The sequence below is a fragment of the Sphingobacterium kitahiroshimense genome, assembly GCF_025961315.1.
Classification (GTDB): Bacteria; Bacteroidota; Bacteroidia; order Sphingobacteriales; family Sphingobacteriaceae; genus Sphingobacterium; species Sphingobacterium anhuiense.
The window spans coordinates 4,099,942-4,112,851 of record NZ_JAOQNK010000001.1 but is presented as its reverse complement, the minus strand read 5'-3'; the positions used below and the strand labels follow the sequence as shown (position 1 = coordinate 4,112,851).

The 12,910-nt window shown below is 37.3% G+C and carries 10 protein-coding genes; 4 read left to right on the top strand and 6 right to left on the bottom strand.

Annotation, left to right across the window (positions count from 1 at the left end; translation table 11 throughout):
• Positions 1 to 101 precede the first annotated feature (101 nt).
• The 3 genes from M2265_RS18060 to M2265_RS18050 all read right to left on the bottom strand — a co-directional run bounded on the left by M2265_RS18060 (position 102) and on the right by M2265_RS18050 (position 1,074).
• Complete coding sequence (locus M2265_RS18060) at positions 102 to 413, bottom strand: hypothetical protein (protein ID WP_132769517.1); 312 nt, start codon at positions 411 to 413, stop codon at positions 102 to 104.
• A 47-nt stretch (positions 414 to 460) separates the two neighbouring features.
• Entirely contained in the window at positions 461 to 694 is a 234-nt protein-coding gene (locus tag M2265_RS18055; RefSeq protein WP_132769518.1) for a hypothetical protein, read from the bottom strand.
• 113 nt (positions 695 to 807) lie between these two features.
• Complete coding sequence (locus M2265_RS18050; RefSeq protein ID WP_132769520.1) at positions 808 to 1,074, bottom strand: hypothetical protein; 267 nt, start codon at positions 1,072 to 1,074, stop codon at positions 808 to 810.
• 1,178 nt (positions 1,075 to 2,252) lie between these two features.
• Here M2265_RS18050 and M2265_RS18045 point away from each other — a divergent pair.
• The 4 genes from M2265_RS18045 to M2265_RS18030 all read left to right on the top strand — a co-directional run bounded on the left by M2265_RS18045 (position 2,253) and on the right by M2265_RS18030 (position 6,857).
• Positions 2,253 to 2,420 carry a hypothetical protein gene (locus M2265_RS18045; RefSeq protein WP_165905868.1) on the top strand — a complete coding sequence of 56 codons (168 nt, stop codon included), beginning with the start codon at positions 2,253 to 2,255 and terminating at the stop codon, positions 2,418 to 2,420.
• Positions 2,421 to 2,459: 39 nt separating this feature from the next.
• Positions 2,460 to 4,349: a hypothetical protein gene (locus M2265_RS18040; RefSeq protein WP_132769521.1), complete on the top strand. Its 1,890-nt coding sequence runs from the start codon at positions 2,460 to 2,462 to the stop codon at positions 4,347 to 4,349.
• A gap of 185 nt (positions 4,350 to 4,534) precedes the next feature.
• On the top strand, positions 4,535 to 5,662 hold the full coding sequence (locus tag M2265_RS18035) for an acyltransferase family protein (protein WP_207902401.1): 1,128 nt from the start codon (positions 4,535 to 4,537) through the stop codon (positions 5,660 to 5,662).
• A 10-nt stretch (positions 5,663 to 5,672) separates the two neighbouring features.
• On the top strand, positions 5,673 to 6,857 hold the full coding sequence (locus M2265_RS18030) for a C1 family peptidase (protein ID WP_207902402.1): 1,185 nt from the start codon (positions 5,673 to 5,675) through the stop codon (positions 6,855 to 6,857).
• Positions 6,858 to 7,497: 640 nt separating this feature from the next.
• Here M2265_RS18030 and M2265_RS18025 read toward each other — a convergent pair.
• From M2265_RS18025 to M2265_RS18015, 3 genes are all read right to left on the bottom strand, one after another.
• A complete protein-coding gene (locus tag M2265_RS18025) occupies positions 7,498 to 8,574 on the bottom strand; it encodes a phytase (protein WP_132769525.1) in 1,077 nt (358 codons plus the stop codon).
• A 9-nt stretch (positions 8,575 to 8,583) separates the two neighbouring features.
• Positions 8,584 to 9,846: a right-handed parallel beta-helix repeat-containing protein gene (locus M2265_RS18020; RefSeq protein WP_132769527.1), complete on the bottom strand. Its 1,263-nt coding sequence runs from the start codon at positions 9,844 to 9,846 to the stop codon at positions 8,584 to 8,586.
• A gap of 88 nt (positions 9,847 to 9,934) precedes the next feature.
• Positions 9,935 to 12,721 carry a TonB-dependent receptor gene (locus M2265_RS18015; protein WP_132769529.1) on the bottom strand — a complete coding sequence of 929 codons (2,787 nt, stop codon included), beginning with the start codon at positions 12,719 to 12,721 and terminating at the stop codon, positions 9,935 to 9,937.
• Between the last annotated feature and the right edge of the window lie 189 nt (positions 12,722 to 12,910).

The following is a 12,910-nucleotide window of genomic DNA, read 5'->3' as shown; positions in this document are numbered from 1 at the left end:
CCGCTAACATCTCACACTTGAGCAGTTTCAACTCGCGGACTTAGAAATGTCTTTTTCAATTTCCTTTTAATTTTATCAACTCTATATTTATTGAAGATTAATTACTTTGCCCGTTTACAGAAAACTTTTTTAACACCGCTACCTCCCCCTATTATGAAAGTTTCATCACCAATCGTCATACTTCTAAATTTTAATATCCTAGCAAAATCATTAGGATATATCATAATTGTTGGAAGGATTGTCACTTCACGCAAACCTTTCCCGAAAGCAGGAAATACGACATTGACACCCGCTTTATTTAAGCTTTTATAGATCAAACTACCATCTGCAAGCTTCAGGTTTGCACTTACATGAGTTTCATTTATTATCGGAGTAACAATACTTGTGATCGCTCCAGTTGTATTCGGTCTCATTTTAATACAGGTGATAATCTGGCTATATTGATGCTTTATGATTACATTCAAATTATTCTCACCGGCTGAAAGGGCATTTTCCCTGAAAAATACATCAGACCACTATCAATTCCTTTTAAACTTGCTCCGCTCAGTTTACTTCCATCCACTACAGCAGGAACTGACGTTGTACTATTAAACGAATTGGTCTTTCCTGCATCTAAAGTGACACCACCTTGATAACCGACTTCGTTGGTATAGAGCTTTTCTGTTACAGAATCACCATCCGCATTATATACCAATACTTTATATTTATTATTTTAATTCAGCGGAGTGCGATCAGTCATTGTTGCATTGCGATTTGAAGTTGACAACTGCAACTCATTTGACACAGCCTAAGAAGCAGTGCTTAACGTTATCTCAAATGAACTACTGCTAGAAAAAGTTCTGTACCCACTTGTACATTATAAGAAGCCTCATGGCCTAATTTCCCTTTTTTGGAAGCGACATTATCCTTACTGAAAACATGATTAGCTACGCCAAGAAGATTTACTTTTACAACAGTTTCGCCATTCGTGACACTATCTTGAGTTTCTTTCCAGGAATAAGCGGTCATACATAGGAAAGCGACAATCGCTAGAAGAACCTTACTGCTTGATTTTTGATATATTTTCGAAATCATAACATTAAAACTGTTAAAAAACGATATGCTATAAGTTTTTCTTTTAGCGCAGTATTTCATGTCTTTCCCAAAACATCACGATAGTATGCTACACAACATAATGACAACGAAGATATAGCTAACCAAAGCAATAATGAATTAATTGAGTCTCAATATTTATTTTTGTATACAGGTCATTACATCACCCTCTCGCTTCGTTTTTAGTTTATGAAAGCATCTATGAGACCATGTTAAATCAGTGCAATTAAGTATTCAAATTTAAAATAATCGTTCACTGGCTGTGGCATAAAATTTAATGCTTCATTATCAAAATATAGCACCTCGTAACAAAAAATAAAATCGCGATCCTTACAGGAAGAAAAAAATATAAATATTTATTTTGAAAGAGGTCTTTTTCTAATAACACTAAACTCATCAGAGACATTAATAAGTAATTTCTATATATATGAAAGAAGATGAAACACATTCGTCCCTAAAAAATGAACGCAATGTTTAGTTAAAATAAACTCAAAAAACCCATTACAATACAGGCATTAAGTTAACAGGTAAATTTTCATCAATATTATTAAAGCTCTTTAAAACAATTTTCCTAAAATTTTTGTTAATAGGAATAAGCTAATTATATAACCGTCAAAAAACAATAAAATTAAAACACAAAAACTAATTGTTAAATAGCTATAATTTCGAAATATTGATGTAGGAATTAGATTACAAAAATCTGTATTTTTCCTAAAACAAAAATCAACACAATAGAATTGTTGATTAACAATAAAAGATAGTTACTAAAAAACTTAAAAAGAAAATTAGATAAACAACTATTTCATAATAAAAAACAAAAACCAATGTTATAACAAATAATAAGGTAATTGATTTTCTCGATTCAAAACATGGTTAAAAATAATTTTTGAATATTTATTTTGCCAAAGTTGATATTAATTCCTATTATTACATTTTGAAAAGAAAATTTATTACCAACAACACATGTTTAAACATATTAATTAACTAAAATTTATCATACTGACTTAAAAAACTGATTAACAATGATATGTGTAAATTTACAAACACTCCTTTGTATTCAAATCCATGTTACAACATAATAAATAAAAAAATTACTTAATCGTGTAAATAATTTAAAAGCTAAACTGGAGACAGTATGGTATTATAAAATAAATAACATTATGAACAAGAACAACAAAAAAATGTACATGGCTCCAACTATTGAGGAGCTGGTAATCGAATTAGAACAAGGAATTGCAGCTGGATCGGGAGCATCACCTCAAGCAACTCCACAAGCAACTGGCTGGGGAGCCGGAGATGATGACACAATTAACGGTGACGCATCCTAGGAAGTATATCTATTCTTAATAACAACAAAAAGGAAAAAAATGAAATTTATACAAAAAAAAGGAGCTAGCTGGATTGTTGCAATGGCAATACTTGCAATTCCAGGCACGTTAATAACGAGCTGCTCAAAAGATAACAACTCAGCAATTGTAGACTCCAAAAACAATAAGTTAACATTCTCCGTAAATGGTATCAAAAATAATGACACTGATGGGGCTGTTAAACGTATGGGACTTACATCATCAAATAAAAAAACGAATACGAACAAAATTTATTCTTTCTCCGATGTAGACATGGGAGTGTCTACCGACAACACCTTACCTGTAAAAACTACTAGTAACATCGCTGGTACAGCACGCTCAAATGGTTTAGCCGCTGATGCTGCTCCTGGTGTTACAGAAGATATGGTTGAGGGGGCCAAATATATCGTGTATATCTACTCCGGAACTACATTGGTTACCGCTAAAGAATTAACGGCAGGAACAGCTGGTACTATTGAGGGGCTTGATCCTGCAGCTTCTTACACTTGGGTAGCGCTTTCATACAATACAAAAGATACCGAGCAACCTTCGTTAGCACCATCAAGTGGATCAATTGCACTTCACCAGAATAAAGATGTACTATACGCGACAGGTACTGTTAATTTAGCGGAAAGCTCTAACATTGCTGTGCTTTTCGACCACATGTTTTCACGTATTGGTATCGAATTAAACACTATCGGTGTTTTTGGAGAAATCACAGGTACACCAACTGTAAGTGTATCAGGTTTGAACCTAGCAACAGGAAGTATTGATTTGCTTAATGGTGGTGCCGTGACTGCTGATTTAGCCAATCCCTATACACCTACCCTCAGCTATGCAAGCTTTAACAGAGTGGATACATTATACAACGACGCAAAAATTGCTTATGTGTACACGGCATCAACAACAGCAAATCAGGCTATCAGTGTATCATTACAAAATTTAGCTATTAATCACGTGGATGGCAATGTAGCACGTACATATTTTACGACTGCCACACCTTTTAATTTCTCAGTTACGCCAGAATTGGGCAAGAGCCACCACTTACTACTAAACGTCATTGAATCACCATTGACAACAGTCTCTGAAGGTACTACTGTAAAGTGGGGACGTTCGAATTTATACGATCGAAACAATAATGACGCACTTCGTGGCTATGCATTCTATGCATCAAATGAACAAAGAAGTAAAGCAAATGGTTATTTCCCTTATCAAGGACTTAAAGCGTCTCAGTTTTCGAATACCCTAGCAACAAAAGGTGACCCTTGTACAAGGGTATATCCTGCAGGAACTTGGAAACAGCCGAGCGTTGCGCAGGTTAACTCATTAACTTCTACAGATGGATTATTAACTAATATTCTAGGCGCTTTAGGTAATTTATTAGTCGCTGATCCAGCTCCAACATCTTCTGTTGGAACAGTAGGTGGCAACCATGCGCAATACACATCGACAGGAGGAACTACTACAACCAATGCATTTGGCACTAGCACATCCAATTCAAACAATATGCGTATTTTCTATAACGGACAGATTACAAATACCACAATTCTTACTGCTATTGGTCAAAATGGGAACGGACTATTGGGTCTTGGACTTTCAAATCTTAGTGCAGATTTGCTCGGTTTAAATGTTTTATCGACAAATATTCCTGTACTTGGTACAAGTTATAATGCGGCTGCTGCATTTTGGACAGATTCTCCAATACTTAGTGGCCCTCTTTTAACTGCATTAGGTACAAGAGTTGGTTACTACGGATATTATGCCCGCACAACGACAACAACAGCGGATATATTTAATACGAATCCTTTCATTAAAGCTACCTCTACACTTGAAGCATTAAATGTCGAATTATTAGGCCTAGATCTTTTACAGACATCATTCAAAAACGTACGTTGTGTACGTGCGATCTAGAATAAACTGATCATTTTAGAACATATCCACAAGGGGCTTGATTCGATCAAGCCCCTTTTTTTTATATAGGCTGGAGATTAACAGACATTGAAATGTTATTCATTGCATTAATTATAACATTTTAATGGTTAATTGTCAATAAATGCTTAATTTAACAGGTACTAAACAATAGTTCAATCTGATTAATGGACAAGGCCAATCATTTTAAAATATCTGGAGAAGAACTGCAATCGAAGACCATCGATTTTCTTCGATTGCCACTTATAGTAGGAGTAATATTTATACATACCGATTTTTCAAATATCATCCTACCAGGAGTAACGCAAATAAACTTTGTTAACTATCCAATTTTTTCGCATGTTTTTATCTTGTTTTCCAAAATTATCTTTGCAACCTGTGTACCCCTATTCTTTCTTATCTCGGGATTCCTATTTTTCTATAAAACAGATGTTTTTACTATAAAGGTTTATCTCCAAAAACTAAAAAATCGTGTCCGCACACTTTTGATTCCCTATATCTTTTGGAACTTATTTGTCATCCTATTTCTTTTCCTTGCTCAGACTTACCTATCGGGCGGTTTGGTTTCTGGAAATAATAAATTGATCATCGATTACAGTGTCCAGGACTGGTTCAGGGCATTTTGGGATACCTCCATGATCAATCCTACTTTAGACAAGTCCTTACCTATCAATTCTCCTTTTTGGTTTATTCGCGATTTGATAGTCGTCATCCTTTTATCTCCCCTGATTTGTTTTGCCATCAAAAAAATCGGCGTTTATGTGGTCATCGCATTGGGCTTGCTTTGGATTTTTAATCCTTGGTTCTATGAGCCGGGACTTAGTACGGTCTCTTTCTTTTTCTTTTCCGCGGGGGCTTATTTTAGTATGTACCAGAAAAACTTCGCCACCAGCATGAAGCAAATGTTACCGCTTGTTGCACCGCTTTATATACTTATCGTTATTGCAACACTCTATTTTCTTGGTCAGAGCTGGTGGAGCTATTTATATTGCGGAGGCATTATGGTCGGTCTTATCCTTGCCGTTGGACTTTCCGCTCATTTCATCGAAAAAGGGAGCTGGCACACCAACACCTTTTTAGCCAATAGCAGCTTTTTCATTTTTGCTTACCATCGATTACCGCTCGTATTTGTGATCAAATTTTTATTTAAATTACTTCATCCACAATCTGAGGCAGTATTGCTCCTCTTATATCTGGCATGTCCTACAATAATAATTATATTAGGTCTGCTTGGCTATCATTTATTGCGGCAATATTACCCCAAATTTACAGCTGTCATCAGTGGAGGACGATAATAAAATGTATATGAAAAAATATAAATGGCTCTTAGCTATAGCTATCGTACTTTTTATAAGTGTATTCCTCATCAGATATGGGCTCCAGATCTTTAAAAAAAATAAGGATGTCAGGATGAAAACCGAGTATGTATTTACTGAAGTGATCAATCTTGGTTGCACTTCTGTTAAACATCAGGGCATTTCAAATACCTGCTGGTCTTACACAGGAAATTCTTTTTTAGAGTCGGAGATGATCCGCATGGGCAAAAAGCCCGTTCCAATTTCGCCAATTTTCACTGCTCGCCAGGCGTATCTGGATAGAGCACAAAATTATGTACAGCTACATGGAGGATTATCCCTAGGCGAAGGTGGTCAGCTACACGATGTATTGAATGTACTCCGTAAATATGGAGCAATGCCCAGAACCGCTTATTCTGGACTGCACGATAATCATACTTACAATGACTTCAAGAAAATGACACCTATGCTGAATGCATTGTTAAAATCTTTGGTAAAAAGTAAACCATTACCTCCCCATTGGACCCAGCTCTATACTGCTGCACTGGACTGGCATTTGGGTAAAGTACCAGACACGTTTGCTTTTAATGGCAAGATCTATACAGCGCGTTCTTTTGCTGATCAAGTGATTGGGATCAATCCGGATGATTATAGCCGCATTGCCTCTGTTATGACCCAACCCTATTATAAGCCTTTCGTCCTTCTAGTTCCAGACAACTGGTCTTTTGACAGTTTTTATAATGTGCCCATGCAAGATCTCACCCGTATTATTGACAGCGCACTGTACAAAGGATATACCGTAGCTTGGACCACAGATATATCAGATAAAGGATTTTCATGGCCATATGGTATTGCTTATGTACCCGACAAATCGTTTGATGAAATGTCTCATACCGAACAGCAAAACATGTTTAAAAAACCAATGTCCGAAAAGAAAATCACGGCAACAGAAAGACAACAAGCGCTCGACAATTGGAACACGACAGACGATCATGCGATGCATATTGTGGGGCTTGCAAAAGATCAAAATGGCAAACCCTATTATCTGGTTAAAAATTCATGGGGAAGAGCAAATGAATATAAAGGTTACATGTATGTGACCAGAGAATTTGTTCGCTATAAAACTATTACTTTAATGCTACACAAAGACGGCCTAACCTCTGACTTCAGATCTAACCTAAATATTATGGAGTGACTATGATATAATTATTCGAATAAGTTTTTAATATATTCTCTAAAACTATCATTCATAGAAAAACGCATATCATCTATAGCTCCACTTTTCCTGAGACAATCGCCGACTTATTTATCCGTATTCATCTACATGCTACCACAAACAAGTGCTATCTTGATTTGACCAAGAAAAGAACTATTTTTTAATGTAGTTCCGACCATTACATTTACAAAGACATCCCAGACCACGCCTATTGCCTGTCGAGCAAATAGATCAAACGAAAAGAGAACAATAAGGATTAAAAAACTATTTTTTGCATAGTTAATTAATTTGGTAAGTTAATATTAGTTGCTAATAGATAGATGTTCGATGGTAAAATAGATTTCGATATATATTCAACAAGAATTTAACCACTAGCATTTGGACTGTGACCAAAAAATAAGATGGAAGAGAATACTTAAGGGGTATTTCACTTTTTGTGAAATACCCCTAAGTTCTAAATTAATGGTTTCCATGTAAAAACCGGATGAAAAAGGATGTTTTAAGGTCATATCAACTCACCCTTTCATTCCAATCGTTGTCCATAAGCTTTTCTATGATGTATCGTAAGAGCATATCCCACTGGTTCAAAAACCTGCCTCATTACCCCAAAACCAACCAGCTATTTTATTTTCAAATCTGTACCTGCAATATCTTCCCAGCGATAATAATGGAAAGTTTTATCATCACTCATCGCAACAAAAAGACCATGTTTAAATGTATCATTTAATTTAACCGATACAACTTCCGAACCATCACTTTGTGTAGCCATGACCGGCACCGTTTTCAAGTGCTTATGTTCAAATGGATTTGTCTTAGTTCCTTCACGGCTAAAAATCTGAAAACGATTTGCCCCCTGATCCGAAACCAATATATATCCCGTACTATCGGTCAATTTATAAATAGAAATACCTTCATGATCTTCTTTAAAACCTTCAGTTGCAAATAAAGCCAGTTGCTCATTTCCTTTTGCAGGATCTGCATAATATTGCTTTACTCCCACCTGTTCATCCGAATAGTAGATATATCCAAGTTCATTATCCACCGCTATTGCCTCGATCTCCTTCTTTCCGCTAAAAGAACCAAATTTGCGCACAAAAGTTGCCTTTATAGCACCCGAACCGTTATCCTCTAATAAATATTGCCACAGATAGCCATCTTTAGGACCATTTTTCCGCCCCACAATAGCATAAATCTGTCCTTTGGATGAAGTATACAGCGCAATGCCCATGAGATCCCTAAAATCAGGCGCTGTTTCACCTGCAAACATATCCAATCCGCCCTGATCAATAGGCTTCATATCAGGGAGCGAAAATATCCGCAATTTATGCGTCATACGTTCTGTTGTTACAGCAATATCAACAGGCTTCCCATTCAAGATCAACCCATAAGCTACATCCACATTATTCGGGCGCTTCAAATTGCGCACGACCTTATCCTTTGCAATTTTACCTGCTAGGTCGTAGACAAAAAGCGCTCCGTCAGCATCTTTATCCGTTGCGATCACTAAACTCTTACTTGGATCAGATTTATTGATCCAGATCGCAGGATCATCGGAATCATAACGCACCGCATCGGTCACGAAAATGGGCTTAATGGTATCTGTAGCGACAGTATTAGTTTGTGGATTATTGCAAGCCACCTGAAATATCGCTGATACGACCAAAGAAATAGATAGTGTTGTTTTTAAAGTTATCATGTTGAATAATTAAAATTTTGTTCCAAAAGCACCTGCATAAACTGCGGGTGCAGGTGAGTTATAGGTTAATCCATTTGACATGACCAATCCGGTAATGAAATGTGGTTTAAAAGATAAAGTTCCCGATTTTAGGGCTGGAGAATTCCCTTGAAGGTTAAAGTCCCAAGCCGAATCAAACACATAGTTATTAACCGAAGTCTCCAAAGGATAAGTTACAAATTTCGGATTGTTCTCTCCCGCTAGTTTACCTCTAACATCATTTGATCCTGCTACAATATCATTCTTTCCAACCTGAAACTGATCTACAGTTAATTGATCTTGACCAAAGTACCAGTTATTACTAAATATTGAACGATTATCTTCCGGTTTTTTAGGATCCCGCTTGACGCCAAATCGGGTATTGGCAAAAAGATTATTATAGATCTCCACTCTTACGGATGCCTCTATCCATATTGAACCACCTTTGGCAGTAGGTCTGCGCCATCCCGTATTAAGCATTGTATTATTATACACCATAATGTATGCTTGGGGAGTCTTGTCACCCGAATTGGACAGCTTTAAAGCATTCGTATTCACACTGTAAACCAGATTGTAGGCGACATCGGCAATAGAACCAGATTTAAAGTTCATCGCTTCACCACCTGTCACACCATTTGAGAAAAAGCGATTATTAGCAAAGATAATTTTCCCTCCTTCAATATATGTACAGTCTTCATGAAAATGACTGATCGTACTATTCTGGACCACTAATTTCCCATCAGCATTGGAAAACCAAAGCGCAGGTAGTGCCTCTCCCGATACTTTCTTATACAAACCCATCTTCACAGAAGTTGAAGCATCTGATGTAATCGCACCGCCATATTCCAGAACGGTATGATCTAAAACCAGCTCTTGACAACTCGGAGCCGCTAAAATTCCACCCCAAAGTTTTCCAAATTCATTTGTTTTAGTTTTATACTGTTCTTCTACGGTAAACCTGATTGGATTATCATCTGTTCCGAGTGCATACAAATTGCCCAAGACCACAATTTCGGGTTTATTCTCTGTATCCATCAAAACTGTAACCCCCTCTTCGATGGTCAATGTTTTGCCTTCGGGGATAATAATATCTCCTTTTATATGTTGCACACTGCCTTTACTCCATACTCCGGATACTTCGCCGATCGCACTGCCATCAGCCTCGCTCGTATCGACGTCAATATTCGCTTTTTCACATGCCGTTAGCATTAGAAAAAAACACGCTAGACACGATAAAATCATGTTATTTTTCATTGTAACAAATTGTTTAATTGTCATAATTGATTTGTTTTCTAACCACGATTAGGTCAAGATTGTTAAATAAAATATTGATGCTATCCGATTATTTATTAAATGAGTAACGCAAACCAAGGATATAATTTTGACCGTAAAGATCTTTTCTGATAAGCGTATTACCACCTTCCGTTAGCTTCTCCGCAATCTTTTCATTTTCAGGATTCACTCCCTTTACATACAGTTCCATCGGAGTATTCAAAATATTGTTGGCTTTGGCAAAAATAGCCCAACCCGCCTTAAATTTCTTTTCAATAGAAGCATCCAGCTGCACAAATCCTTTTTGCCATAGATCATCATTCAAAAACTGCGATACAGTATTGATGCGATCACCAGTGTAAGAACCCGCCAATTGTCCCTCCCAGCCTTTATTCGCATCCTTATACAGTAAAGATAGATTGGCTATGTGTGCCGCCTGCCCGTATAATGGACGCGTTTGGTCAACAATAATAGGTTCTGGATCTTGTGTCGTTTCGTTTATTCTACGTGACATTTTCGCAGTAGTAATACGCGAGTGTGTATAGGTATAATTCGCTTTTATCCCGAACTTTTGGATGTACTTGATGTAATCCACTTCGATTCCAAAATTATTTGCATTACCAAAGTTACCCGGTGTGTAATACACATCCTGCTTGCGGACTTCATCTGGCTGAAACGTATACTCGATCGGGTTTTTAATCTTTTTGTAGAACATGCCAACAAAAAATTGTGACGAAGCCTCCGGAAACAATTCATAACGTAAATCAAAATTATCCGCAAGCGCATGTTTTAGATCTGGATTTCCTCTTTCTAAGAACTCTTCATTCACGACAGAGGAAGGAACGATTTCATAAAAACCGGGACGATTCAACGCGCGATAATAAGCGGCATGAAGTTGCTGTTTCTCATTCAAATGATACTTGACGGTCAAACTTGGCAACCATTCCGTATAGACTTGAGATCCTTCTGGTCTCTTTTCCCCTGCAGGAAACAGTAATTTATAATCTTGATTGGTATGTTCCATACGGATCCCTCCAATCATTTGGAGTTTGTCACTTTCATAATTGAACATCCCGTACACTGCTGTAGTTTTCTCATTGGCATCATAAGTCAACGGATTAGCAACGGCACCTGTCGGATTGGTCACGGTCAAATTCAGGTCCGTATAATTTTGAAAATCTACACCATATCTATACTTTGCCTCTTCCGCAGATGCAGGAGAAAGGTTATAATTGTTATAGAAACTACTTCGTTGTTTATCACGATATAGCCCACCTGTAGATAACTCCAATTTGCGATCTGCCATAGGCACTTTATAAGCCACATCCCAGTAACCCGCATAATCATTGTCGGTATTCCTTTCCCAACGGTAGGTAACAGGCGATTTATTAACAAGAGAAGTGCGCTTACGCTCAAAATTCTCTTGAATACCGTCTAAACTTATCGTGGTATTTTGAGGCAATTGATTACTAGCAGAGGACAGCGCACCCGACCACCTTACATTCAGTCTATTGTCCATAAAACGATGATCACCCTGCAAAGTTCCGTTATAGATCTGTTGCTGTGTCTTTCGACTTCGCGTTACATAGGTCAATTCTGCCTTTCCAATATTAGGATCATATTGACCATTATAGATGGTATTGACCGCATCACGAAGTTGCGTATTATTCAGATTCACATACATTTGATAGAAGCTCAAACGATGGTTTGGATTAAAACGATAGTCGATTTTATTATGTAGACCTAAGCGTTGCTGCTGTTCATCATACTGACGATCTTGTTGCTCAGTAATAACTGCATTCGGATTTACGCCGACCACAGCAGATTTATAAAAAATAGAGCGGCTTCCGCGGTGCAGATTTTGATAACTTGCCCCCAAGATTATACCCAGCTTATCATCCAGATAGCGGTTCCCGAAAGTTAAATTACCAACGACATCTGGCGAAGGTTTTTTATAGGTATAGTCTAATACCCCTTTATTAAAATCTGCTGCTGTCGCATTGTAATTTTTACCATGAAGTTCATAAGGTGATTTGGATGAAGTTCCACCGGCCGCGAAACTTCCGAAGTCCTGATTAAAATAACGTTGACTATATCCCGTCGCCAAATTAGCCTGTAGTAATAATTTGCTTGGCGCAGCTTTCATAACCATATTCACAACACCGCCAACAGCATCTGCCTCCATATTTGGTGTAAGTGATTTGTATACTTCCAGACGTTCTAACATATCTGAAGGAAACAAATCCAAAGGTACGTAGCGATACTTATTATCTGGACTTGGTACTTTTACACCATTGACCAAGGTTGTGTTATAACGCTTATCCATACCTCTTAAAATGGCATACTGCCCTTCTCCATTAGAATTCCGTTCTATAGAAACCCCCGATACGCGTTGCACAACGTTTGCGACCGTGATATCTGGAGAAATCTCAATAGCTCTAGCCGAAACAACATTCATGATCTGCGATGCGTTCTTTTCCAGCCGTCTCGCACTGGGATCATCATCACCGCCGTTTCGTTGTCCTTTGATCGTTACCTCCATCAATTTTTGATCTGTAGAAGTAAGTTGAAAAATAAAATGGGGAGTATCTTCTTTTTTAATTTCGATTTCCTGGGTAAATTCGGCATAGGCCATATGTCTAATATGTACTTTGACCTTTCCTGCGGACAATCCCTTTAATTCAAATGAACCATCCAATTGTGTTTTGGTAGATAGTCCGCTTTGTTCCAAAAAAACAGTGGCTCCAGCTATGGCTTCACCGGTTTGACCATCCAATACTTTACCTTTGATCTTGGTAGCATATGCTGCACTGACCGAAATGCTGGAGGCAAGTAATACCGTTAAAAAATTTTTCATTTTGCTTAGATTATATATGAATCTTTGATCGTTGAGCAAATATGACATCCAATTTCAGTTTCACAAAATAGCAAGCGTTACAACAAGGAAACAAGGAGATTTACGGACTATACAACAAGGAAACAAAACCAATCAACAAGCTATTAATCAAACGTTTAATAGGAAAATAAACGCCATTACCATTCCGTT

What these genes read in the sequence shown, in the direction of transcription:
- M2265_RS18040 (WP_132769521.1), top strand. Translation starts at nt 2,460, where the DNA reads ATGAAATTTATACAAAAAAAAGGAGCTAGCTGGATTGTTGCAATGGCA.
- M2265_RS18020 (WP_132769527.1), bottom strand. Translation starts at nt 9,846, where the DNA reads ATGAAAAATAACATGATTTTATCGTGTCTAGCGTGTTTTTTTCTAATG.
- M2265_RS18025 (WP_132769525.1), bottom strand. Translation starts at nt 8,574, where the DNA reads ATGATAACTTTAAAAACAACACTATCTATTTCTTTGGTCGTATCAGCG.
- M2265_RS18060 (WP_132769517.1), bottom strand. Translation starts at nt 413, where the DNA reads ATGAGACCGAATACAACTGGAGCGATCACAAGTATTGTTACTCCGATA.
- M2265_RS18015 (WP_132769529.1), bottom strand. Translation starts at nt 12,721, where the DNA reads ATGAAAAATTTTTTAACGGTATTACTTGCCTCCAGCATTTCGGTCAGT.
- M2265_RS18035 (WP_207902401.1), top strand. Translation starts at nt 4,535, where the DNA reads ATGGACAAGGCCAATCATTTTAAAATATCTGGAGAAGAACTGCAATCG.
- M2265_RS18030 (WP_207902402.1), top strand. Translation starts at nt 5,673, where the DNA reads ATGAAAAAATATAAATGGCTCTTAGCTATAGCTATCGTACTTTTTATA.
- M2265_RS18050 (WP_132769520.1), bottom strand. Translation starts at nt 1,074, where the DNA reads ATGATTTCGAAAATATATCAAAAATCAAGCAGTAAGGTTCTTCTAGCG.
- M2265_RS18045 (WP_165905868.1), top strand. Translation starts at nt 2,253, where the DNA reads ATGAACAAGAACAACAAAAAAATGTACATGGCTCCAACTATTGAGGAG.